The 24,445-nt window shown below is 43.0% G+C and carries 25 protein-coding genes, 1 tRNA gene and 2 pseudogenes; 22 read left to right on the forward strand and 6 right to left on the reverse strand.

Features of this window, described 5'->3' with window-relative positions:
• Positions 1 to 6: 6 nt before the first annotated feature.
• The 3 genes from AAEY99_RS02435 to serS are packed head-to-tail and all read left to right on the forward strand — an operon-like array spanning position 7 to position 3,010.
• Positions 7 to 1,338 (forward strand): replication-associated recombination protein A, encoded by a 1,332-nt coding sequence (locus tag AAEY99_RS02435; RefSeq protein WP_335692157.1) that lies wholly within the window; start codon positions 7 to 9, stop codon positions 1,336 to 1,338.
• Positions 1,331 to 1,705 (forward strand): fluoride efflux transporter CrcB, encoded by a 375-nt coding sequence (gene crcB / locus AAEY99_RS02440; protein ID WP_101087633.1) that lies wholly within the window; start codon positions 1,331 to 1,333, stop codon positions 1,703 to 1,705. Before AAEY99_RS02435 ends, crcB begins: the two co-directional genes overlap by 8 nt.
• A gap of 18 nt (positions 1,706 to 1,723) precedes the next feature.
• Positions 1,724 to 3,010, forward strand: coding sequence for a serine--tRNA ligase (serS, locus tag AAEY99_RS02445; RefSeq protein WP_351008937.1), 1,287 nt, complete (start codon positions 1,724 to 1,726; stop codon positions 3,008 to 3,010).
• A 510-nt stretch (positions 3,011 to 3,520) separates the two neighbouring features.
• Here serS and AAEY99_RS02450 read toward each other — a convergent pair.
• The 6 genes from AAEY99_RS02450 to punR all read right to left on the reverse strand — a co-directional run bounded on the left by AAEY99_RS02450 (position 3,521) and on the right by punR (position 6,768).
• Positions 3,521 to 3,859 (reverse strand): TusE/DsrC/DsvC family sulfur relay protein, encoded by a 339-nt coding sequence (locus tag AAEY99_RS02450; RefSeq protein ID WP_101087635.1) that lies wholly within the window; start codon positions 3,857 to 3,859, stop codon positions 3,521 to 3,523.
• The gene (gene tusB / locus AAEY99_RS02455; protein WP_192116057.1) at positions 3,853 to 4,161 is read right to left on the reverse strand and encodes a sulfurtransferase complex subunit TusB; all 309 of its coding nucleotides are present in this window, start codon (positions 4,159 to 4,161) and stop codon (positions 3,853 to 3,855) included. Before tusB ends, AAEY99_RS02450 begins: the two co-directional genes overlap by 7 nt.
• Positions 4,158 to 4,514 (reverse strand): sulfurtransferase complex subunit TusC, encoded by a 357-nt coding sequence (gene tusC, locus AAEY99_RS02460; RefSeq protein WP_192116056.1) that lies wholly within the window; start codon positions 4,512 to 4,514, stop codon positions 4,158 to 4,160. Before tusC ends, tusB begins: the two co-directional genes overlap by 4 nt.
• Positions 4,515 to 4,533: 19 nt before the next feature.
• Positions 4,534 to 4,923, reverse strand: coding sequence for a sulfurtransferase complex subunit TusD (gene tusD / locus AAEY99_RS02465; RefSeq protein WP_162022965.1), 390 nt, complete (start codon positions 4,921 to 4,923; stop codon positions 4,534 to 4,536).
• 65 nt (positions 4,924 to 4,988) lie between these two features.
• Positions 4,989 to 5,648 (reverse strand): Bax inhibitor-1/YccA family protein, encoded by a 660-nt coding sequence (locus AAEY99_RS02470; protein ID WP_351008941.1) that lies wholly within the window; start codon positions 5,646 to 5,648, stop codon positions 4,989 to 4,991.
• A 217-nt stretch (positions 5,649 to 5,865) separates the two neighbouring features.
• Positions 5,866 to 6,768 (reverse strand): DNA-binding transcriptional activator PunR, encoded by a 903-nt coding sequence (gene punR / locus AAEY99_RS02475; protein ID WP_059746694.1) that lies wholly within the window; start codon positions 6,766 to 6,768, stop codon positions 5,866 to 5,868.
• Positions 6,769 to 7,107: 339 nt separating this feature from the next.
• Between punR and AAEY99_RS02480 the strand changes: the two genes are divergently transcribed.
• The 19 genes and pseudogenes from AAEY99_RS02480 to AAEY99_RS02570 all read left to right on the forward strand — a co-directional run bounded on the left by AAEY99_RS02480 (position 7,108) and on the right by AAEY99_RS02570 (position 24,415).
• A tRNA-Ser gene (locus tag AAEY99_RS02480) sits at positions 7,108 to 7,197 on the forward strand.
• A 154-nt stretch (positions 7,198 to 7,351) separates the two neighbouring features.
• Positions 7,352 to 7,576, forward strand: a pseudogene (locus tag AAEY99_RS02485) (transposase); the annotation flags it as partial.
• A 251-nt stretch (positions 7,577 to 7,827) separates the two neighbouring features.
• The gene (locus tag AAEY99_RS02490) at positions 7,828 to 8,055 is read left to right on the forward strand and encodes a hypothetical protein (RefSeq protein WP_157822819.1); all 228 of its coding nucleotides are present in this window, start codon (positions 7,828 to 7,830) and stop codon (positions 8,053 to 8,055) included.
• Positions 8,056 to 8,276: 221 nt separating this feature from the next.
• Positions 8,277 to 8,627 (forward strand): hypothetical protein, encoded by a 351-nt coding sequence (locus AAEY99_RS02495; protein ID WP_335692155.1) that lies wholly within the window; start codon positions 8,277 to 8,279, stop codon positions 8,625 to 8,627.
• 37 nt (positions 8,628 to 8,664) lie between these two features.
• Positions 8,665 to 9,009 carry an energy transducer TonB family protein gene (locus tag AAEY99_RS02500; RefSeq protein ID WP_101087643.1) on the forward strand — a complete coding sequence of 115 codons (345 nt, stop codon included), beginning with the start codon at positions 8,665 to 8,667 and terminating at the stop codon, positions 9,007 to 9,009.
• An 83-nt stretch (positions 9,010 to 9,092) separates the two neighbouring features.
• Complete coding sequence (locus AAEY99_RS02505) at positions 9,093 to 9,359, forward strand: hypothetical protein (protein ID WP_101087644.1); 267 nt, start codon at positions 9,093 to 9,095, stop codon at positions 9,357 to 9,359.
• Positions 9,360 to 9,626: 267 nt separating this feature from the next.
• A complete protein-coding gene (locus AAEY99_RS02510; RefSeq protein WP_101087645.1) occupies positions 9,627 to 9,872 on the forward strand; it encodes a hypothetical protein in 246 nt (81 codons plus the stop codon).
• Positions 9,873 to 9,997: 125 nt separating this feature from the next.
• Complete coding sequence (locus tag AAEY99_RS02515) at positions 9,998 to 10,975, forward strand: transposase (RefSeq protein WP_335692154.1); 978 nt, start codon at positions 9,998 to 10,000, stop codon at positions 10,973 to 10,975.
• A gap of 183 nt (positions 10,976 to 11,158) precedes the next feature.
• Positions 11,159 to 11,683 (forward strand): hypothetical protein, encoded by a 525-nt coding sequence (locus AAEY99_RS02520; RefSeq protein WP_335692153.1) that lies wholly within the window; start codon positions 11,159 to 11,161, stop codon positions 11,681 to 11,683.
• Between the two features lies 1 nt (position 11,684).
• Positions 11,685 to 12,155, forward strand: coding sequence for a hypothetical protein (locus AAEY99_RS02525; protein WP_335692152.1), 471 nt, complete (start codon positions 11,685 to 11,687; stop codon positions 12,153 to 12,155).
• A 521-nt stretch (positions 12,156 to 12,676) separates the two neighbouring features.
• A pseudogene (locus AAEY99_RS02530) lies at positions 12,677 to 12,901 on the forward strand (transposase); the annotation flags it as partial.
• A gap of 824 nt (positions 12,902 to 13,725) precedes the next feature.
• Positions 13,726 to 14,274 carry a hypothetical protein gene (locus tag AAEY99_RS02535; protein WP_351008946.1) on the forward strand — a complete coding sequence of 183 codons (549 nt, stop codon included), beginning with the start codon at positions 13,726 to 13,728 and terminating at the stop codon, positions 14,272 to 14,274.
• Positions 14,275 to 15,404: 1,130 nt separating this feature from the next.
• The gene (locus AAEY99_RS02540; protein ID WP_351008948.1) at positions 15,405 to 17,963 is read left to right on the forward strand and encodes an excinuclease ABC subunit UvrA; all 2,559 of its coding nucleotides are present in this window, start codon (positions 15,405 to 15,407) and stop codon (positions 17,961 to 17,963) included.
• Between the two features lie 933 nt (positions 17,964 to 18,896).
• Complete coding sequence (locus tag AAEY99_RS02545; RefSeq protein ID WP_335692150.1) at positions 18,897 to 19,556, forward strand: DsbA family oxidoreductase; 660 nt, start codon at positions 18,897 to 18,899, stop codon at positions 19,554 to 19,556.
• Between the two features lie 354 nt (positions 19,557 to 19,910).
• Positions 19,911 to 20,345 (forward strand): OsmC family peroxiredoxin, encoded by a 435-nt coding sequence (locus tag AAEY99_RS02550; protein WP_123777477.1) that lies wholly within the window; start codon positions 19,911 to 19,913, stop codon positions 20,343 to 20,345.
• Positions 20,346 to 20,728: 383 nt separating this feature from the next.
• Entirely contained in the window at positions 20,729 to 20,875 is a 147-nt protein-coding gene (locus AAEY99_RS02555; RefSeq protein WP_351008950.1) for a PRC-barrel domain-containing protein, read from the forward strand.
• Positions 20,876 to 20,920: 45 nt separating this feature from the next.
• Positions 20,921 to 22,270: an APC family permease gene (locus AAEY99_RS02560; protein ID WP_351008953.1), complete on the forward strand. Its 1,350-nt coding sequence runs from the start codon at positions 20,921 to 20,923 to the stop codon at positions 22,268 to 22,270.
• Between the two features lie 104 nt (positions 22,271 to 22,374).
• Complete coding sequence (locus AAEY99_RS02565; RefSeq protein WP_351008954.1) at positions 22,375 to 24,018, forward strand: FAD-dependent oxidoreductase; 1,644 nt, start codon at positions 22,375 to 22,377, stop codon at positions 24,016 to 24,018.
• A gap of 109 nt (positions 24,019 to 24,127) precedes the next feature.
• The gene (locus tag AAEY99_RS02570) at positions 24,128 to 24,415 is read left to right on the forward strand and encodes a sll1863 family stress response protein (protein WP_162022971.1); all 288 of its coding nucleotides are present in this window, start codon (positions 24,128 to 24,130) and stop codon (positions 24,413 to 24,415) included.
• Positions 24,416 to 24,445: the final 30 nt, after the last annotated feature.

Consider the following 24,445-nt stretch of genomic DNA (forward strand, 5'->3'; position numbering starts at 1 on the left):
TGTTTGATGGCTAATTTAGGTTTTGATTTTGCACCAGATTTTCGCCCCTTGGCCGCTCGCATGCGCCCAAGGGACATTAGTGAATACATAGGTCAGGCACACTTATTAGGTGAAGGTAAACCTCTGCGTAAAGCGCTAGAGGCTAATCGAGCACACTCGATGTTACTTTGGGGCCCGCCTGGTACGGGGAAAACCACCTTAGCTGAGTTAATTGCCCATTATGCCAATGCCCATGTTGAACGTATTTCTGCGGTAACGTCAGGCGTAAAAGACATTCGCGCCGCAATAGAACAAGCTAAAGCCATTGCCCAAAGTCGTGGTCAACGAACCTTATTATTTGTCGACGAAGTTCATCGGTTTAATAAAAGTCAGCAAGATGCATTTTTACCTTTTATTGAAGACGGTACGGTTATTTTCATTGGTGCCACCACCGAAAATCCCTCATTTGAAATCAATAACGCTTTATTGTCGCGTGCGCGAGTTTACCTTATAAATCGACTAAGCTCTGACGAAATAAGCTTAATTGTCACTCAAGCATTAGCTGATGTTGAACGTGGTTTGGGCAAACGCCAATTAACATTACCTGCAGATGTAGCCAAGCAATTGGCCGACATTAGTGATGGTGACGCACGTAAAGCGCTTAATTTGCTTGAGTTAATGAGCGATTTAGTGGCTGATGCTGGCGCGTTTACCACCGAGATGCTGACGCAAGTTGCCGGACACCAAGCTGCGGGTTACGATAAAAATGGCGATCAATTTTACGATTTAATTTCTGCTGTACATAAGTCTGTGCGGGGCTCTGCGCCGGATGCCGCTTTGTATTGGTATTGCCGTATTTTAGAAGGTGGCGGTGATGCTTTGTATGTTGCTCGCCGCTTATTAGCGATTGCCTCAGAAGACATTGGTAATGCCGACCCAGTAGCCATGACCGTTGCACTTAATGCGTGGGATTGTTATCACCGCATTGGCCCTGCAGAAGGTGAACGAGCGATAGCGCAAGCAGTATTATATTTAGCCAGTGCTCCTAAAAGTAATGCTGTTTATAGTGCATTTGGTGCTGCTCGCGAGTTAGCCAAACAAACCGGACACGAACCTGTGCCCAACCATTTACGTAATGCGCCAACCAAACTGATGAAAGACATCGGCTTTGGTAAGGAGTATCGTTATGCACATAATGAACCTGGTGCTTATGCTGCTGGCGAAAATTACTTTCCAGAATCACTGCAACACAGTCAATTTTATCAACCCACTAACAGAGGTTTTGAAAAGCGCATTCAAGATAAATTGGCCCAATTAAACCAACTTGATCAACAAAGCGAGGACAAACGCTATGACTAATGTGTTCTTGGTGGCATTAGGTGGGTCGATTGGTGCAGTTTTACGCTATCTTCTGTCAATTTTTATGATCCAGGTATTTGGAAGCAGTTTTCCTTTTGGTACACTGTTAGTCAATCTATTGGGATCGTTTTTAATGGGCGTCGTTTATGCGCTAGGGCAATTGAGTCATATTAGCCCTGAAATTAAAGCGCTTATTGGCATTGGTCTATTAGGTGCATTAACGACGTTTTCGACTTTTTCGAATGAAACCTTACTGCTATTGCAAGAAGGCTTATGGCAGAAAGCTATTTTAAATGTGTTGTTGAATGTCACCTTATGCCTCTTTATGGTGTATTTAGGTCAACAGCTTATATTTTCACGTGTTTAACTAAAAAGAACTCACAACATGCTAGATCCAAAATTTTTGCGTAATGAACTGGAAATCACTGCCGAGCGTTTAGCCACTCGTGGCTTTATTCTTGATGTCGATAATTTGACCAAACTTGAAGAAAAGCGTAAATCGCTACAAGTTGCTACAGAAGACTTGCAAGCATCGCGTAACGCGATCTCTAAGTCGATTGGTCAAGCTAAAGCGCGCGGTGAAGATACCAGTTCCATTATGGCGCAAGTGGGTGATTTAGGTGCACAGCTAGATGCAAAGAAAGCTGAGCTTGCTGAGTTGTTGCAACAAATCAATAGCATCGCCATGAGCATGCCAAATTTGCCAGACGAATCGGCTCCGGTAGGCGCTGATGAAAACGACAATGTTGAAGTGCGTCGTTGGGGCACCCCAAAGGTATTCGACTTTGAAGTGAAAGATCACTTAGATTTAGGCGAAGCACTAGGCGGTTTAGACTTTAAAAGCGCGGTTAAAATTACCGGTTCACGTTTTATTATCATGCGTGGTCAAATTGCCCGTTTAAATCGTGCCTTAGGCCAGTTTATGTTAGACCTACACACCACTGAACACGGCTATACAGAAACATACGTCCCGTTATTGGTTAACGAAGACAGCTTATTAGGCACAGGCCAATTACCTAAGTTTGGTGAAGATTTATTCCACACTAAACCGGCCACCGAAGAAGGCCAAGGTTTATCACTTATTCCAACTGCAGAAGTGCCATTAACTAACTATGTGCGCGATATGATCGTGGACGAAAGTGAACTGCCAATGAAAATGACGGCGTTAACGTCATGTTTCCGCAGTGAAGCGGGCTCTTATGGTCGTGATACTCGTGGTTTGATCCGTCAGCATCAATTTGACAAAGTTGAGTTAGTGCAAATTGCTCACCCAGATAATTCAATGCAAGCACTAGAAGAAATTACTGCCAATGCTGAAAAAGTATTACAGTTATTAAACTTACCGTACCGCACTATGGCGTTATGTACTGGTGATATGGGCTTTGGATCAAGTAAAACTTTTGATATCGAAGTGTGGTTACCAGCGCAAAATACTTACCGAGAAATTTCATCTTGTTCAAACATGAAAGATTTCCAAGCGCGAAGAATGCAAGCTAGATACCGTAGCAAAGTCGATAACAAACCTGCTTTATTGCACACCTTAAATGGTTCAGGTTTAGCGGTTGGCCGAACGTTAGTAGCAGTACTTGAGAACTATCAAAATCAAGATGGCACCATTACAGTACCTGAAGTATTACGTCCATACATGGGCGGTTTAAGTGTGATTGGTTAATGTTAAGCGCTATTTATAGTTAGCTAATTATAGTTAGCTAATATGATTGGCCAATTGATATAGTCCTAGCCGCAGTCCATTTTAGTGTGGCTAGGGTGTTAATTGTCAGTCTTGTACAGGATAGAGCTTTAGACCTTCGTCGTTCTAAAAGACCTGTATGTTGTGCGCGTTGAGTAACCTCGTAATCCGTAAATCGTGTTAACGGTGTTACCGTATCGCAACACATATTTTATTTTTACGTTGCATTGGAAATTGTGTCACTCAGTTTGAGTTGGTCACATATTTATAAGGGTTGGTACAACCAGCAATGGGTTCAAGTCGGCGTGATAATCGTAGGCTTATCTACTTATCAGTTATCTCCTTTTTTATGTTGTTGGTAATTGTTCAACTAGCTCAAGCAGCATTTATAGTGATAGAAAATATATTTCCAAAATAACCTCAGTTAAGGTTAGCCATTTAAAAAGCCCGCTTAAGTTATCTTGAGCGGGCTTTTTTGTCAGCATTAATCAGCTATAAACATTTTGCTGGTTTGGGTAAGCCTGCAATTTTTGTTGCTTGTTTTGCTGGGCCAATAGGAAACAAGGTATATAAATATTTAGAATTACCTTTATCCGCACCTAAACGTTGGCCTATCGCTTTGACCAACACACGAATAGCTGGGCTGGTTTTGTACTCTAGATAAAAATCACGCACAAAACGGATAACTTCCCAGTGTTGCTCAGTTAACTCAATGTTCTCTGTAGCGGCAATCGCAATTGCCATAGGCTCTTGCCAGTCATTAACATTTTTTAAATAGCCTTGATGATCGGTTTCAATTTGTTGGCCATTAAATTCAAAAAAGTTTACCAAGTTATCACCTTATCGTGTAACAAAGATTGTTCAACAAATTGTGAATAATCAATAATATCAAAAGAGCCCGCAGCTTTATTGGCTAACATAATCATCAAGCGATCCGATAAGCCCCTGGCGACAACATCATCTTGTAGCACAAACAGAGCAATGTTTGCTAAACGCTGTTGCCACTGGGTTTGTAATAAACAATTCACTGCATCGCTAGACAATAAAATACTGTCTGTAGGGTGAATATAGCGTAAGCATGTACTTAAGGCGTCGTCAGTCATTACTGATGTTTGGATATGATGTAATATCAAAATACTAACACCTCATCAGCAGCTTGCAGGGTTTGACTAATCACCTCTGGAGTCGCCACCGTCGCGGCAATACTAAGGTCATTAGGCTGTAATCCTAATGTGAGCATTGATTCTGCACAAACCAATACGGTATTAATATCGTAAAGAGAAAGTGCTTTAAATGCGGACACATAATCTTTAGATCCTGCTTGCTCAGGTGTTTGGCCTGCCAGCAAATGTAATACCGCTTCATTGGTAAATATAATACTCACTTGTTGTTCAAAGCTGGCACTGAGCATGGCAAAATCTAGCCCTTCACGTGTACTTGTGGTACCCAATGGTGCATGCCTAAACATAATTGCCAGTGATTTCATTATCTATTCCACTCATACGTTAAAAGCTAATCAACCTGTCAGCTTGTTCAATACCGACCACTAATTCACCTAAACCGCCCATGGTAAATGCGTCACTGCTATTCCATTGTGGTTTGCCGTTTTCGGTTGCATCTTGTGGAGATAACACACCACGACGCAGCGCTGCAGACACACAATTGGTTAGCGGTATTGAATGTTGTGATGACAATGATTGCCAATTGGAATGCATATCAATTTCGTCAGATGCAGGACAGGTGAGGGCATTACTGTTGGTTACGCCATCTTGATAGAAAAAGACGTTGATAATTTGATGGCCATTAGCTAATGCGCTTTGGCAAAATGATAACGCACGAAAACTGGCTGTAGAGCCATAAACGCTGCCGTTTACTTGAATGATGAATTTGCTCATTATAAAAAAAATGACCCTAATGTAGGGTCATTTTAACGTAATTTGCTGATGAACTCTATCGCCGATTAGTCGTCGCTGCCAATACCCATTAAATGTAGTAGGCTGATGAACAAGTTCAAAAAATCTAAGTACAATGAAATAGTCGCACGAACGTAGTTTGTTTCGCCGCCATTCACGATACGACTAGTGTCATATAGAATGAAACCTGTCATTAGCAACGCAATACCTGCATTCATTGCCATAAATAATATTGAGCTACCGACGAATATATTAATGACCATCGCACCAATCATCACTAATAAACCCGCAAATAAGAAGCCGCGCATAAATGAGAAGTCTTTCTTAGTGGTTAACGCATACGCTGAAAGCGACACGAAAATGATAGAGGTTAACCCTAAGGCCTGCATAATTAAGCCAGGGCCATTTGCCATACCAGCATAATGGTTAAGAATGTAACCGAGCGACGCGCCTTGCATACCGGTAAAGGCAAACACCCAAAATATAGCGGCAGCACTGTCTGCTTTTTTAAGGGTCACAAATAATAACACTAAGCTACCAAGCGATAAGCCTATTGACATCATTGGACCAATGTTGATTGCCATGGCTAAACCTGCAGTAACAGCAGAGAATGCCAATGTCATTGCAAGCAGCATATAAGTGTTTTTTAGCATTTTGTTGACATCAGTAGTCGATAGACTAGGTGATATAACTGATTGTTGATTCATTATCGTCTCCAGGTGTTAACTCAATGATTTGCTCAACGAGAAAAATATCTTTCACAAAAATATATTTCACTCTGAAGCTAAATCCTTTTGTATAGCGTAAGCAATGTACATTAAACAAAAATTAATTCATAACAAACATCATCTTAATAGTCGCTAATTTAACATAAACGTTTGTATAAGTAATGTTATTAACAAAAACTTATTTTGCAAAAGTGGTTTAACTAAGCCACTCTTTTTTTAATTTTTCGGTATCGCCGAGATGATCTAATACCCACTGCATAGCAGGCGTCATATTGGCATTATTCCAAGCTAAACAGCAGGCTGTGTCTTGCTTTGGGGTGGCAAGTTGTTTTTCTATTAGCGCGCCGGCTTTAATAAAAATATCGGCCAAATGATATGGCATGTAACCCACGCCTAAGCCTTCTCTAAAACAATTTATTGCTCTGATCCAATCAGGTACCACAATTCTGCGCTGGTTATTTAACAACCAATTTGGCCTATGGGCAATATTATGAGCCGTGTCTTGCAGGCAAATTGACGGATATTGTAATAATTCATCATCGGTTAACGCATGCTCTGCTTTGGCTAACGGGTGATTTTTACCGACTAAAAAAGACCACTGAATCATTCCCATATCGCGCGACTTGAAAGTACCACCAACAGGAATACTTGAGGTTGCTCCTATGGCGATATCGCTTTTACCCGTCGACAATGCTTCCCACACACCATTGTAAACTTCTAAGCGAATAATCAATTCAATGTCGGTAAAATGGCGATAAAAATCAGCAATCAAGCCACTGATTTTGTCTGCGCGAACCATATTGTCAATCGCAATAGATAAAGAAGGGCGCCAGCCATTAGCCACTTTCTGGGTATCACGTTTAATGTTGTTCAATTTAGTCATTATCTCGCGCGACTGCGCCACAAAATGCTCACCCGCGGGCGTCAAACTGACACTGCGATGGTGACGCTCAAACAATATTACCCCTAAGTCATCTTCAATCTGTTTAATGGCGTAACTCACTGCAGACGGTACTTTATTCAATTTATTGGCTGCGGCGGTAAAACTGCCCACACGGGCAACAATATCTATCATCTCGAATGCTTGTTCTGAAAGCATCTCGCTATCCTTGGCATTGGCAAAATTACTTGCAGTAAAGGTAAACATTAAGCCTAATCAAATCAAGCAAAGTCGCCGCTATCAGCTGTTTAATCACATTTTAAATGACAAAAATGGTCAGCTTAAGTTGATAAGCACAATTCAACTGCCGTTAAGCTCGTTTAAGAACACTTCAAGCCACATATTGTGTTCATCCTCAGTATAGAGGCTTAGCTGTTAGCGAATAATCCATATCGATACACCAATTACAGTTAACTTGAGTGTTTAATCACCACTTAACAAATTATTTGCAATTTACCCTTTACACAAAACAGTCATTGTCATATTATTCGCCCGCTCGGAGGGATGGCAGAGTGGTCGAATGCACCGGTCTTGAAAACCGGCAACGGTTTATCCCGTTCTAGGGTTCAAATCCCTATCCCTCCGCCACATTAAAATAAAAAGGCCCGCTATTTATAGCGGGCCTTTTTATTTGGCGAAAGATAGGACTTTGAACCCACGGGTTCCTCTTTATTACAAGCAAGCTATCCCTCCACAAGATTCAAGACTTAAGTCTTCGAAATTAAAACATGGTCATCCACTTCAACTGATTCGAGAAGATAAGCGTGGAGCCATTAGCTCAAGCAACCATGAGATACTTAATAGGCTAAACATCCCCGCAGAGAATTGGCTTAAAATCACCACAGAGTTTGGTGCATTATTTAAAGGCGCTGTCGGAGCATTACCCGCATTAACTGAATATTGTGAACATTTAGACCGAAAACGACGACAAGGCGCTGCAAATTTTCAGCGCTGGCTGTGCGCTTAAGTCATCATCCCCACTTAAATTACAATTCACCTGACACTTGATAACTATCAAATTTTTCTGCTGTGCCGAATTTCTTTGATGACCATAAATCACTTATTTAACAATGATATTTTAGTTATATCGATTGAAATTGATGAGTTGAGTACATCGAGCGTAACCCTCGCCAAAGCCATGAAAACGAGTTATGTTACTTGTTCAAATAATGGGTGGCTTCGTTTTTCTTTTTCGATTTCGAAAAAATCGAAGGTGGTATGTACAGAAGTGTAACTGATGAAATCGCTGCAAAATTTTGTCTTGAGGTTGTTTCTAAGGAAGTTGCTGGCTTCGACGAGGTATTTCAGGACTTTAAAAGAGGCAATGAAGTTGTCGGCCTAGAGTGGGATAATTGGTCAGGTTACACTGTTGTAGCAAAAGGAATATCAGCAGAGCCATTGGTTCGTGAAATAGCGGGTTACATCAGTGCCACATTCAACTCATAACAAGGCGTGCAATGATCGCCCTTCGGGCTGGACAGCTTTAAGCGTGGCTTCGCCACAAAGCTGCCCATTCACTAGGCGTTATACGCGGGAGGATGCATAGCATGAGTTTTGGAAAAATACTTTTTGCGACATTGCTATTCGCTATTTTAGGCGGTTGCGACACGATATATGGTATTACTCGTTACTCATCCATTGGCTCTGTGCAACTTCCCATTTAGTGTATGGTAAAAGCGACAAAATCAGTTCAAGGAGTCTCTGATGTCGAGTACCGCTCAGAGGAGGGTGGCCGGGAATTAACTTTGAGTGGGATACAGCAACCAGAAGTGATTAGCGGGATTCTATATACCTATGATGGTTTAAATGGAAATTTCTATTTCCGAACTAACCATAAGGGTATTGTTGAATTTAATCATACCTACTTTGGTATTAATCGTCGTCCTCCTCAATCTGATATCGACAAAATCAGGCCGGTGATGCTGAAAATTGAAGACTCAATTACTCAACATTGCAAAATAGATATATCTACAAAAACAGTAGAAAAATGCATGGGAATTACATGTGGCGGCGTATAACAAGCGCAAGCAATCGGACTTGGTCAAGGTGGCCTCTATGAGATTTGTACTGTTAATTTCATTACTTTTCCCTTTTGTCGTAGGGGCAACTGATGTCATGCCTAATGAAGGAAATCTAGTTTATACCCCTAAACTCAATGAAGTTCTCGAATTGAAGATTTGGGCTAAAAATACTTCTAATGTCAGTGGCTTTGCCACTATAGAGTTTACCGTGGTGAAATCAGGCAAAGTGGAAGATGTTAACGTTATTGATGCTTACCCGGTAAGCTTAGGTTACGACTCAGTAGAGGCTATTAAGTTATGGCTATTTACTCCCGCGACAGTTAATGGAGAAGTGGTTAAAGTTACCAATAAGGCAACTTTTCATTTTCAGCAGAAATGACGTATAATAAACCAATTATTCCGACCTCAACTCGCTGCGCTCGTTTCGTCGGCATATTGGGGCGTTAGCTGTTTCGGATACGTATGAGTATTAACATTCAAACTTCGCCATTAATTGCTAAATTAGAGAGATACTTATCTGGTGAATTATCTCATGATGAAATATCAGAATATTCTTGGGCATTAGCGGATAAAGCACCTGATTCAATTCCAGAGGAAGACAAAGAGTATTGGTCTTGTGTTTTTTCAATTATACATCTTGCAGACGAGTCTCACTTCAAAGATGGATGTACTCAAAAAGAGTTAGGTGTACTATTGGAAAAGTTAAAAATAAACCAACACCTGCGATAAAACAGCTAACAAGAGACTATGGATTTCTTGACAAAAGATTATATAAATATTTAAATGTCATATATCGACTACGAATGTTCACTATCTGAGATGTGATTTTTCGATTAGTGATTGATTATAATGAATTTTAATTTTATTTTGTGTCTGATTGCTTGGGTTCAAATCCCTATCCCTCCGCCACATTAAATACAAAAAAAGCCGTTGATTATCAACGGCTTTTTTTGTTTCTGGCGTTTGAGGGGCTCTCCATAAGGATTGACTCAGACAATGTATCTTTATCGAGCACCCAACAATGTATACTTCACGCGTATCTGCTTAGCCAAATATTTACGCGACAAGGGCTTCCCTTTTGACGTAAAAGTCTCCTTACTGACTCGTGACAGAGCAGAAGCGGTCATCCGTAACATTGATGTTGCCGGAGCACTCAAAAAAATCATCAAGTCTATTGACCATCAAACGCGCATTAATGACTTTATTCGCTACGTCGATGACAAAACATGGCCACCCCGATGACAAAACATGGCCACCCAACCCAACTAACTAAACATCATAACTAAACATGGCCACCCAACACAACTGGTTAAATAGCAAGCACTCAACTAGGCTTAGTTACCTTTAACTCAGACAGGTAATCTAAGATGGCCAGACCAAGACAGACAATCGTTAGCCTGGAAGATACACCTTACTATCACTGCTGTTCTCGTGTGGTACGTAAGGCTTTTCTGTGTGGAATTGATCACTCAACAGGAGAGAACTTTGAGCATCGGCGTGAGTGGGTCGATTCACGCATTCTAGAGTTAGCGACCATCTTTGCTATTGATATCTGTGCTTATGCCGTGATGAGTAATCACTTACATGTGGTTATAAAAGTCGATGCTGACAAAGCAAAAAAGTGGTCAGATAAAGAAGTGCTAATTCAATGGCACAAGGGCTTTAAAGGTACGTTACTCACGCACAAATACCTAAAAGAGGAAGACCTTAACCAGTTTGAACTGCAAACCGTCAATCAATGCATTACCGAATACCGTAAACGCTTAATTGATATCAGTTGGTTTATGCGCTCACTCAGTGAGCCCATCGCCAGAATGGCCAACAAAGAAGATAAATGCACAGGGCGATTTTGGGAGGGTAGATTCAAATCACAGGCATTGCTTGATGAAGCTGCAGTATTAGCCTGTATGGCCTATGTCGATTTAAACCCTATCCGCGCTAAAATGGCAGCAACCCCCGAAACCTCAGATTACACCAGTATTCAGCGCCGTATCAATTCAGCAATGAAAGGAGAACAACCAGCAGAGCTATTACCGTTTGTGGGAAATGAAAGGCTCAATATGCCTAACGGGCTCATGTTCAGTGTAAAAGACTACATTGTATTGGTTGAAGATACCGGTCGGATAATTCGAGAAGATAAGCGTGGTGCCATTAGCTCAAGCAGCCAGGACATACTGAATAGACTCAACATCCCCGCAGATAATTGGCTTAAAATCACCACTGAATTTGGTGCATTATTTAAAGGCGCTGTCGGAGCATTACCCGCATTAACCGAATATTGTGAGCATTTAGAGCGAAAACGACGACAAGGCGCTGCAAATTGTCAGCGCTGGCTGTGCGCTTAAGCATTAATTCTTGAAAAACCACCATCTTCCTTATACTTGATTGATATCAAGATTTTCTGCTGTGCTGAATTTCTTAGATGACCATAAATCACTCATTTAACGATAATATTTTAGCCATATCGATAAAAATTGATGAGTTGATCACATCGATCGTAACCCTCGCCAAAGCCATGAAAACGAGTTATGTTATTTGTTCAAGAAATGGGTGGCTTCGTTTTTCATTCTGCGAATAAAGGAGATATGACTGGTGCGCTTTCGCTAACACCCATTGGGCAAACTGTTGATGGAATTAAGTCTGGGATAGATGCATTAGAAGCAGGTTATGAGGAATATCAAAAAACAGGTGATCTAACAAGCGCAGCTGTTGTAGCAGGAAAAGTTGGAATTGAAGCCTATATTGAGCGTAAGATTAAGATAGGTAAAGTAAAGAGTACTGGTGTTGAAGACATTGCTGGGCCACCTTTAATTAAAACTCGTACAGTAACACATGGACCACATTCTGGTGAGCAAGCTGTAAATATTCGGAATGCTGACGGTTCAGGAATCGACATTGCGAAACACAGAGTAAAAGAATATAGATCAGAGCCGAGAAGTAGATCAGGTAGAGCTGCTGTTAAATTTGATAATGATATAGCGATTGACCGTAAACGTGAAAAGCGAGCCGCAACGCAAGAAGATTTGAAAATACTTGAACAATATAAGGGTTAGTATGAATGCCACAATACTTATGCATCAATTTAAATGTTTTATAGAAGCTTCTTGGCCTTCAGTCAGATCTATATTATCGAACAATAGGGAGTTTAAAGAGCAGGTTATTGATAATTGGCTACAAGCTAATTGGGAGCAACTTGTAGAGCAAAATTTATTTCCTTGCTCTGTTGGTTATTTACTGGAGTATGGTAATGGCTCTGATTATGATTGTGAAAGTAATCGAGTCTCTTTCCCCGAGAAGGAGGCGACTCATACTATTGTTTGTAAAGCTAAAAAAAACGAAAGTTTAGTAGATAAATTTACTGAGAAAAAAATTATTAATAACCATGTAATATTTCGTTGTTTTGTTTCATGGGATGGTAATCAATATTCTAATGAGCCACCTTTAAATTATGTACTAGCTGAAATTAATGATGATTATTGTTTACTCGAAAATAAGCATATCTTGTTTGAAATTGTTGCGTTTTAGAATAAAGTGAAGCATTGCTTTATATGGACGCTCCCGGTGAGTCAAGATAATACTCTGCTCACCGAAGGCTTTTTGGCCTTAGTTTTCTGTACTACATTCTCACTCTTATCGTTGCTTTTGATGCGACTTATTTACTGCTAGAAGCGGCTGTACTGCCCTGATGTTTATAAAGAGGCGGGCTTTACAGCCAAGCTGTGCCCCAAATGAAATTAGTTCATAATTATTGACTTTTTTTAACTTCAGGAATAAAGTCAATCTTAGTTAGCAATTGCAGAATTTGAAGATATAAAAATCTGCAACCAAATGAATTTAAACGACTATTTTAACTATTTAATTCGAGAGTCTGGGTTCAAATCCCTATCCCTCCGCCACATTCAATAAAAAGGCCCGCTATTTATAGCGGGCCTTTTTATTTGGCGAAAGATAGGACTTTGAACCAACGGGTTTCTCTTTATTACAAGCAAGCTATCCCTCCGCAAGATTCAACAAAGTCTTCGAAATTAAAACATGGTCATCCACTTCAACTGATTCGAGAAGATAAGTGTGGATCCATTAGTTCAAGCAGCCTGGACATAATGAATAGACTAAATATCCCCGCAGAGAATTGGCTTAAAATCACCACAGAATTTGGTGCATTATTTAAAGGCGCTGTCGGAGCATTACCCGCATTAACCGAATATTGTGAGCATTTAGAGCGAAAACGACGACAAGGCGCTGCAAATTGTCAGCGCTGGCTGTGCGCTTAAGCATTAATTCTTGAAAAACCACCATCTTCCTTATACTTGATTGATATCAAGATTTTCTGCTGTGCTGAATTTCTTAGATGACCATAAATCACTCATTTAACGATAATATTTTAGCCATATCGATTAAAATTGATTAGTTGAGTACATCGAGCAGAGCTATCGCCAAAGAAATGAAAACGAGCTATGTTACTTGTTCAAATAATGGGTGGCTTGGTTTTACTGATGAGTGGCTCGGTTTTACTACAGGTGGCTTGGTTTTACTGATGGGTGGCTCGGTTTTACTACAATTCACCTTACACTTGACTACTATCAATTTTTTCTGCTGTGCCGAATTCTGTGAATGACAGGTAAACTAGTTATTTAACGCTAATGTTTTAGCTATATTGATAGAAATTGATGAATTGAGTACATCGAGAAGATCTATCGCTAAAGCAATGAAATCGAGTTATGTTACTAATTCAAATGATGGGTGGCTTTATTTAGCAACAAAGCGAAAGCATAAGCCATCCATATTGGCTTTCAATGACTTGGCGATGAGTATCCGCAGCTATGAGCTTAGTATCAATTGTTCGTAGTGGCAGATGTGTCGTACACGATGAGTGCGAAAAAAGAATGAACATATACAATTGTCTTAAACGTTGCCAAAGCAGATATTTAATCGTAAATTCGCTGCAGCACGCAGCACGCAGCACGCAGCAAATAAGCTACAGGGGGAGCGCAATGGTGGATGTTTCGCTTTCTGATCGTGTGAGATTAATGAGAAAACAAAACATCTACAGTTTTTATAAACTCATTTGTGAATTATTTTTGACAAAGGATTGTCTATGACTAGATTTTTCATAGTTATAATTGTTTATTTTTTTTGTGACACAGTTGGTGCTGAACAACTTCCAATCTATAAAGAAGACCAAATTATTTATTATAATTATCATATTGATAATGAAGGTTTCAATACGGTTAGGAAGCTTTACACACCAGAGGTTAGCAAATTAATTTTTAATAGTCCCGGTGGCGAGTCCGGCATTGCTATGAAATTCGCTAAGTGGATTATCAACCATGATTTAGACATCGAAGTTGATAGATACTGTTTATCTTCATGTGCCAACTATATTTTCCCCGCTGGCAAGATTAAGTATCTTAATAAAAAATCAGTGGTTGGGTGGCATGGTGGGGCTTTTCAGTTCAAAAAAACACCTATAGATGCGAGAAATATTAGAACAGTATTATCATTTTCTAAAAATTGTGATTTCAGCAGATTACCTAAAGATGAATTGCTGATTTTTGAATCGATAATTAAATCTGAATGTGCCTTTTATAAATCTCTGAACATTAACCCTCTAATTACTATGTATGGTCAAATCAAAGAGGATTGATTTTATACAGATAATGTCGATTTTTGGAGCTATAGCCTAGATGCTATGTCTTTTTTAGGGATAAATGGAATAGTTGTAAAAGGTGGGGACTGGAAGCCTGTTAGAATGATCCAACAAAAAAGTATTAAATATTTTGAATTAAATGAAGTTAAAGAAGGCATAGAGCAAGCTCGGCATAATCGTTTGTTATCTGACCTTATTAATTGATAGGAATTAAATATATAAACGATGTTAAAAAATTTGATAATTCATAAAAAATAATTTATTGAAAATCTATTCTATAAATATTTAAATCCAAGACTAATAGTTTTAAGATTGCTATATCTTTGCCATATTGAATAAATAGATAGGACTTTAAACCCACTAATTCTTGTTTGTTATAAACATGGTCATCCATCTATGTTGTTATCTTGAAAATGGCTGGCATAGTCAATTATTTCTAGATTTAGTAATTAGAGTTGATGCTGATAACCCGAAATACTGGCGGATAACCATGGCGCCATTTATTTTTAATAGATTGAATATTACTGCTTAAAAATCATAATAGAGCTTGGCGCCTTATTCAAAGAAGAAGTAGGGGGCTTTGCCCATATTAAAAGACATTACCAGTATTTAGACCGAAAACGACGACAAGGCGCTGTAAAATTGCCAGCGCGGGTTGTGTGCGTAAACAATCACTTCTGAATCCCACAAACTATTTTCTACTTGATTGATATCAAGCTTTTCTGTTGCCTTGGTTTTAACTAATGAGTCATTTTGTGGCTATTGAGTAAACATTTTTCAAATCACTCGGTTGAATCTGTACGTTAAGAAAATCATAGCAAGTGTTGGCAACTCAAAAACGAAAGGCGTTATGTGTTACCTTAAAAATGGGTGGCATATTTTAATTGGAATATTTTGATGGAGATAGTGATCTTAAGCTCTTGGTTAAGAACATACCATGAACTCTGTTCATCCTGACTGAGTAAACTAGGCCATTTATGGCTTGATTATTGTTATTATTGTGCCATGAAATAAATGGCAACATAGGCTGAGAATTGCGCATTAATGCCAGTAGAAGCCATCATATTCTGCACGTCCCATCATATCCTGCACATCTAGACAAGAATTAACCTAAGGGGTCTTTTAGCATGAATAAAGCAAAGAATAGTGGCAGCCTTGATTTGCCAGTTGACACTTTCAGTAGTCACACCCCAACACCAACATCAGTTTCGCACTCCATACCAGCGGGGTTTGTGCGCGTGCGCGGCGCCCGAGAAAATAACCTGCAGAACGTTGACGTGGATCTACCCCGGGACTCGATAGTTGCTTTCACAGGGGTGTCCGGCTCTGGCAAATCCTCGCTCGCTTTTGGCACCATTTTCGCTGAGGCCCAGCGACGTTTCTTCGAATCCGTCGCGCCGTACGCCCGGCGTCTGATCCAGCAAGGCCATACGCCTCAGGTGGACGAAATTACTGGATTGCCGCCAGCCGTCGCACTCCAGCAGCGCCGAGGTACACCCAACTCACGCTCAAGTGTAGGCACCGTCACCACTCTCTCGAATTCTCTGCGGATGCTTTATTCCCGTACAGGTATTTACCCTGATGGGGCTTTGCGCCTCGAGTCGGACTCCTTTTCACCCAACACCGCCATGGGCGCTTGCCCTAAATGCCAGGGACTCGGAACCGCGCACACAGTCACCGAGGCATCGCTGGTGCTCGACCCTTCACTGAGCATTCGCGAAGGCGCCGTCACGGCTTGGCCTGGGGCGTGGCAGGGTAAGAACTTGCGCGACATCCTCACTGCGCTCGGCCATGATGTGGACATACCTTGGGAACAGCTGTCCCGCGCCGATCGCGATTGGATCTTGTTCACCGAGGAACAACCCGTGGTCGACATCATGCCGGAGCGAGAACGGCCCCGGCCTTACAAGGGGAAGTTCTGGAGCGCGCAGAGTTATGTGATGCACACGCTCGCCGATTCAAAAAGCGCTTCGGTGCGTAACCGTGTACTGAAATATGTTGAATCTGGACCATGCTTAATATGCGCGGGCAGCGGACTGCGCAGCGAAGCACTCGCCGTTACCTTTAACGGCCGCACCATAGCCGAGCTCAACAGCTTGTCGCTCACCAAGCTCCGCCACGTGCTTGACCGTCCGGCGGCCGCCAATACCCCGGGTGCGACTATCACCAAGGATCTCACTCGCCGCCTCGACGTGCTGCTCGATCTCGGCCTCGGATACCTAAGTCTAGGCCGCGCAACACCCACGCTCTCTCCTGGTGAAATGCAGCGGCTGCGCATAGCCACCCAGCTGCGCTCTGGGCTTTTTGGCGTAATCTACGTACTCGACGAGCCTTCCGCTGGTCTGCACCCGGCCGATGCCGAGCCGCTCCTAGCCGTACTCGACGAGCTCAAATCTAGTGGTAACTCCGTTTTTATCGTGGAACACAATATGGACGTGGTACGCCGCGCCGACTGGGTCATCGACGTCGGCCCGCATGCGGGAGAGCAGGGCGGAGTGGTCCTCTACAGTGGCCCTACGGCTGGACTCAAAGATGTACCTGCCTCGATCACGCGAAAATTTCTCTTTGCAAGCGAGCGTCCAGTTGCGGCTGCACGCGAGCTGCGACAACCGCTCGGTTGGCTTGGCCTGACGGGTATCACCCGCCATAACCTACGCGGACTCGACGCTGAGTTTCCGCTCGGCATACTGACCGCGGTCACGGGTGTATCGGGCTCAGGCAAGTCCACTCTAGTGAGCCAGGTGCTTGCCGAGACTGTTGGCCTGCACCTTCATCCTGATCTGGATCCCAGTGACGGGAACGCATCCACAGCCTCGGTGGCCGGGGATAAGGATGAACAACCCGAGCCTAAACCCGTCGACATCACCACGGTTGAAGCGATAAACGGCGCGGATCTGATCGATCGACTGGTGCGCGTTGACCAGAAACCAATCGGTCGCACACCGCGGTCCAACCTCGCCACCTATACAGGCCTGTTCGATGCCGTGCGCACCACATTCGCCGCGACCCCCGAGGCTCGGAGCCGAAAGTTCGGCGCTAGCCGGTTCTCGTTCAACGTGCCGGGTGGCCGCTGCGAGACCTGCCTTGGCGAGGGATTTGTGGCGGTCGGTCTGCTTTTTTTACCTGGCAGTTACTCGCCCTGTCCCGACTGCGGTGGCACGCGGTACAACCCTGAGACCCTCGAGGTGACATACTGTAACAAGAATATAGCCGAGGTGCTTGGGCTTACAGTGGATGCGGCAATGGTGTTTCTCGCCGATGTACCCTCGGCATTGCGCAGCCTTAAAACCCTTAGTGAGGTGGGGCTCGGCTACCTACGACTCGGCCAACCCGCCACCGAGCTTTCCGGAGGAGAGGCGCAACGCATCAAGCTCGCGACCGAGCTGCAGCGGGCACGCCGCGGCCATACGTTGTACATTCTCGACGAGCCCACAACAGGGCTGCATCCTGCCGACGTGCTATTGCTGCTCGCCCAGCTCAACCGGCTTGTCGATGCCGGCAATACCGTGATCGTGGTCGAACACGACATGGACGTGGTTGCCGCCGCCGACTGGGTTATTGATATCGGCCCTGAAGGCGGTGACAAGGGAGGCGCTATAGTGGTCGCTGGCACGCCCCATGCTGTGGCCGCCCACCCGGAGAGCCGAACGGCGCCTTACTTGGCCCAGTGCATCTCTACCACCTGAGCGACTGCCTGTCGTGGCAAACTAGGGGTCGCGCAATAATAAAGCTGACAGCTTTCTGAAATAGGCATGAATTTTGACCAGTGTACTCTTGAAAAAAGACTCTTAGCTGATTTGGGGCCAGCCTAATAGTTCCCGTATCATCAAACATGTCAATAAACGTTTTTGAAGCTTTTTTTTGCCGGCCCCAGGCGATCCGTACATAAAAATAGACACCGACTGTAGATCCGCAGGAAACGTGTTTAAATTGGTCTGTTCACGTGCTATCTGTTTGCGATTTGCTTTCGCATAGATGATGCCTTGGTTTCAATTTCAGTTTTTCTCTGTCATAGGTCGTGATAGGTTTACCAAATTAAAACAACAAGATACTAACAATTGCAAGGTGAGTGTAAATTTACCATAGCTTGTATGTATCTACATGAACGGTTGGGTGTAATAACATCACGATAACATGGCACAACCTATTAATTATGATTACGGCAGCCTATATCGCGATGAAAACACCAATAAAACGGCGTTTTACCGTTAGGGAAATCGTTAATTTATTAAGCCATTGAATGGCTTTTTTATGCTCTCCGCCCGTTAACTTCGTTGCTCATCGCACTCATCGAGGGCATTACTCACTTTGTTTGCTGTTTACCACCTCATTGGTTTTACGCCGGTTAAAACTTCGAGTATTGATGCCTGTAAGGACAAACATAGTCGTATTTGTTTGGTTGAACTTGCTAACAAGTTTATCGACAGTCGCGACAAAAACACTTCCTTTTCAGCACTATGTCTACATGCCTGTGTACATACAATGGCGTAGAAATGCCTGTAAATAAGTGTATGTACGCAGTCGCACAGACAGTCAGATTGGCTGATGACATGATTTGAAGTTCTGATGTTATCGTACCGTGCGATTAAAGATCCTCAGATGAAGGAGTGACATGCCAAATGGATAAAACCTTAATCATAGATTATTACACTGACATTCTTTGTGTCTGGGCTTGGATTGCTCAGAAACGTGTTGATGAACTTAATAAAAAATTGGGACACAAAATCGAACTTAAATGTTACTACGTTGACGTTTTTGGTGATGTACCGACAAAAATAAACACTCAATGGCAATCAAAAGGCGGGTTTATTGGCTTTGCTGAGCACATACAACAGTCAGCATCTGCCTTTGAATATGCTTATATAAACCCAAAAGTATGGACGCAAGTTAGACCCACCACTTCAGCCAATGCGCATTTGATGCTTAAAGCGGTAGAGATTACTTATGATAAAAAGACAAGTATCGATATGGCGCTAACATTTCGAACCGCATTTTTTGTTGATGGCTTGGATATAGGCAACCTTGAAGTCCTCTGTGATTTAGTTAACGCCAATGGACTAGACCTAAACACCATCAATACCAGCATTGGTGATGGCTCTGCTATGGCGTCTTTAATGGGTGATTATCAAAAATCAAAGAGCCAAGGCATTAACGGTAGTCCTTCATATGTCCTTGATGGTGGGCGTCAAACATTGTATGGCAACATAGGTTTCGGCGTAATTCTTGCTAATATTGAAGAGCTTTTGAAGCATCCAACAGATGAGGCAAGTTGGTGCTGAAACGGAAGTGTACAGAGGTGAAGTTGAGAAGCATGTCTTCGATTGGAACATGAGGTTCTGCAACGCCCCAGCGTTATTCTACGTAATCAGATTAGCGGCTTCGAGCCGTCACATCTGTTGGATATCGCACAGACGAATACCTATGGTCAAGTCCAGACTGACATACATTGAAAGTATAAGTCGTCTCAGTTTACCCAATCCTTAGCGCCGAAACTGACCAGATTACATCTGTTTGTGACAACCGGCTTATGGTAATCAGATAAGCTATAAATGCTTTAATAACAAGGGAATAATTACCATTACTGTCAAAAAGTGAAACCCTTCTTGAGAAATTTGATATTTAGGAGACAGACCATGATTGAAAAAATAGCAACTATCCAGTGGCAAGGTCAAGGTAAGAAAGGCCAAGGTAAAATAAGTACCGAGACCGGTGCACTGAAGCAATATCCTTACGGCTTCGGTAGTCGCTTCGAGGATGACCGAAGTGGCACTAACCCTGAAGAGATACTAGCCGCAGCCCATGCCGCGTGTTTTACGATGGCGTTTTCATTCGCCTGTGATAAGGCAGGGTTTGCCACCGCCAATATCGACACTAAGGCCAGCGTTCGTCTCGCTAAACAAGGCGAAGGTTTTGTTATAGACCGCATCGCGTTGACGATGAGCGCAGAGGTTGCAGGCATCGACGAGGCGAAATTTCAGGAGATTGCGGCTGCGGCAAAGTGTGACTGCCCGGTATCGAAGGCTCTTGCCGGTGTTGAGGATATTACCCTGCAAGCGACACTGAAGTAGGTCATCTCCTGAGACATGCTGTCAGCCCGCGCCATGCAACTACACAGCAGCAACTACACGGCAGCAACGCCAAAGTCAGACCGAACGCTAAAACGAAGGTTTAATAACTGTATTCATATCCTCTTCCAGCATTTTTCTAACCGTCGGCAAGATTGCCGACGGTTCTTCTACGGTGAATAACGTTCGGTCTGGTGTCCGTGCGTTAACACATTCATCAATAGTCCTGATTTGGCAACTAACTCGGATACATAGACACAGAGCGGTTCGTCAATCGCATGAAAATGACACCAACGTTTGATAGCGTACAGACAGCGTTGCCGCTTTTACCTTTTAATAGTTCTGTATCGCTCTCATGTTGGTACATTTAACATTCGAAGGAGACGGTGTTTATTTTACGCACCGTTAACCATATAGAGGACTATGTCATCAGTGCTACAGATGGCAACATTGGTCATATCAAAGACGTTTATTTCGATGATGAAACTTGGTGTGTTCGCTTTCTCGTTGTTGAAACAGGCACTTTAGGATAGCAGGATAAAAAGTTGCTTATATAAAAGACAAATCACGGAGGGCGTATGCATGACCATGAAGATAAAAAGTCACATTATCAAAAAGATAGTCTGACATTAGTTGGTGCGGTTGCGCTTGGCACCGGCGTTATGATTGGTGCTGGCATATTTGCTTTGACAGGGCAGATGGCCCAGATGACCGGAAGTCTTTTCCCGCTGGCTTTTCTTTCGGCTGCGGTGGTTGTGTTATTCAGCGCATACTCTTACGTAAAATTGTCCAATGCTTATCCTTCCGCCGGTGGGATTGCCATGTACCTAAAAAAAGCCTATGGCAGCACGGTGACAACCGCCTTTCATTCCCTGTTGATGTATTTTTCTATGGTGATTGCCCAGAGTTTTCTGGCGCGTACCTTTGGGACTTATACATTACAGCTGTTTGGTATCGATGATAGCAGCGTGTTAGTGCCAACACTGGGTGCTGGATTATTGCTGGTGGCGTTTCTGATCAATTTATCCGCCAACAAGATGATCGAAGGTGTCGCGTCGGTGCTCGGCTTTATTAAGATTGGCGGTATCGTTTTGTTCGGTATCGTTGGCGTAATGGTAGCTGGCACGGTTGAAGTCGATTTCTCAACAGTCAGTCCAGACGCCTCAACTTCTGGTGCAACAATAGCTGGTTTTATTGGTGCAACCGCGCTGGGTATTTTGGCCTTTAAGGGCTTTACCACCATTACCAATAGTGGTTCAGAGCTTACTGACCCTCACAGAAATGTGGGCCGAGCTATCATGATCTCCATCGGTCTTTGTGTGGTAATTTATACGCTCGTCGGTTTTGGCGTCGCAAGTAACTTATCACTAGCGCAAATCATCGAAACAAGAAATTACTCGTTGGCTGCAGCCGCAAAGCCTGCACTGGGCGAATACGCGGTCTGGTTTACGGTTGTTTTGGCCATGATAGCAACAGCAGGCGGTGTTATTGCCAGTATATTTGCGGTTTCGCGGATGTTGGCAATGCTGACTGCTATGAAACTCGTTCCCCACAGCCATTTTGGCATGCCCGGTAGCATCCAAAAGCACACCCTGGTTTATACCGTCATTTTAGGTTTGCTGTTGACCATATTTTTTGACCTGACGCGGATTGCGGCCATGGGTATCATCTTTTATTTGATTATGGACATGGCGATCCACTGGGGTGTTTTACGTCACCTGCGAGACGAAGTCGGTGCTAAACGCGCATTCCCTATGGTCGCGATTATCCTTGACTTGATCGTTCTAGCCGGTTTTGTCTGGATCAAGATAAACAGCGATCCATTGGTGTTAGGTGTCGCTGGTGTTGTCATGTTGGTTATTCTGCTTGTTGAGATCCTATTTTTACGACATAACCCTATCGAGCCAAAAAACCACAACCACGGATGAAAATAACCCAATACTACCTTCTAGTGCTAACTGCCCGAGACAGCCTGAATGCAGCTGTGTAGGGGCTCACTCCCTAGGACGAACTTTAATCATGGAGATAAATAATGAAATCTGTCGTTATATTTGGGGCTGGCATTGCCGGATTAAGCGCCGCACATGAGCTGGCCGAACTGGGGTATCTTGTTTCAGTTTATGAAACGGCTGATGAGCCGGGAGGATTCTTCAGAAGTTCACGCCTTAGTCACGACAATATACCGACCGAGTATTCTTGGCATGGCATGGGACCTTGGTACCATAATGTTTTTGATTTGATGAAAAAAATTCCATTCAACGAAGAGGGCAGCGTTTATGATTTGGCCCTGTCTCGGCCCATTGATTTTGGCATATTCCCTGATGCTGGTCAGGCGCAATTTTACGATGAGGGATTTAAAAGTATTAACAAGATGTTTGGCATGAGCAATTGGGAGTTTACCAGAGCGTGCTATTTAATGTTAAAGACTTGGACCTCAAATCATCGAAGCCATGTGGTATATGCCAAGGTGAATGCGGCTCAAGCTTGGAAACCTATGCTTAGCGTGCAAAGTTATAACGCGTGGCGTTCTTGTTTCGGTCCTTGGATTGGCTCTGATTGGTCCAACGTGTCACTGCACACCGCAGGGGATTTTTTTAGAAAGCAATTTACGACAAAGCCCGCGCACCAGCATAAATCTGATCAAGATGGACCCGCATGGCAGCAAGGTGCCGGAGACGGTTGGCTACTCCTAAAAGGGCCCAGTAGTGAATACTTGTTCAATCCTTGGGTTAAACACCTTGCACACAAGGGCGTGAAATTCTATTGGCAGAAACCGCTCACCAAATTAGTGTTCGACGGCAGCAAAATAGTCTCCGCTTTTGTCGGTGATGAGGAGATCAAAGGCGATATTTATGTTGTGGCCATCAATCCTTACTTGATGGTTGATATTTTAAGTAAAACTCCCGCGCTTGAGCGCCAAGAAGAATTAAAATTGTTTACACCGCTTGTTCAAGACGGCCCACACACTCAAGTCTCTTTTCGGTTAGCATTTTCAGACGAAATCAAACTTCCTCGAAAGCGGACTGCAGCGGTGATCAGTGATTCAGAATTTAATTTGACCGTGTTCGCCGAAGAACAAGTTTGGGACAAGGATGTGGATTTGGGGCAAAACATCAAATCTCTTTGGACTGGCACGTCTTGTATTGGCGGCTTCCCTGGGAGGATATTCCATAAGCCCGTCAATCTCTGCACCAAAGAAGAATTTATCGAAGAAGTGAAGGCTCAAATCTTGAGTTGCGGTGCACTAAATCAATTGATTAAACAAGCGAATGACGGCAAAGAGTTGAAAGATTTTACAATTGAAAAAGTTGAAGTGTGGCATGAATGGCACTTTTCCCGTGATGGAATAACGCCGCTACAGCCAAAGTGGGTAAACACCACCAACACTCAAGCATTTATGCCATCTCAAAAAACACCAGTGTTTAATCTATTCTTGGCCGGAGCCCACACTAAGACTCAGGCTCAAGTCTGGAGTATTGAAGGTGCTGTTGAAAGTGGCAGAAGAGCGGCCAAAGCGATAGATAAACGAGTTAACGTATTGGATCAATATCGACCCAGATGGATTAAATTGTTATCGAAAATCGATGACATCTTGTATCTAATTAAAGCACCGCAGCTTCTAGATTCTGTGGTTTTATGTGTCGTTCTATTGCTTATTTTGTGGTTTTTGATCTGATCATATCTTGATTGATCTTAGCGCTATCCAGAAGGGATGAGCGACATTAAAAGTGCCATAACATCAATATCGGCCCTAATAGGTCTCACAACGACAAAGGAGTTTAACCATGAACAAGAAAGAAGCTTACCAAAAAAAACTACAGGCACAATTAGACCAGTGGAGCGCAGAGATCGATAAGCTCAAGGCCAAAGCTGATCACGCGGAGGCCGATGCACAAATTGAGTACTACAAACAAATCGAGGAACTGCGAACGATGCAAAAATCGGCCAACAGCAAACTTACCGAACTTAAGGAATCGAGTGACGGTGCATGGGAGGAGCTCAAGGCAGGTATGGATGGTGCGTGGAACTCGCTTGGCAATTCGCTGAAGTCGGCTACCTCCAGATTCAAATAAACAGCATGGTCATTGCGCCAAATAGGCGAA

Origin of the sequence: Shewanella sp. S1-58-MNA-CIBAN-0166, from assembly GCF_040310085.1 — a bacterium.
Classification (GTDB): Bacteria; Pseudomonadota; Gammaproteobacteria; order Enterobacterales; family Shewanellaceae; genus Shewanella.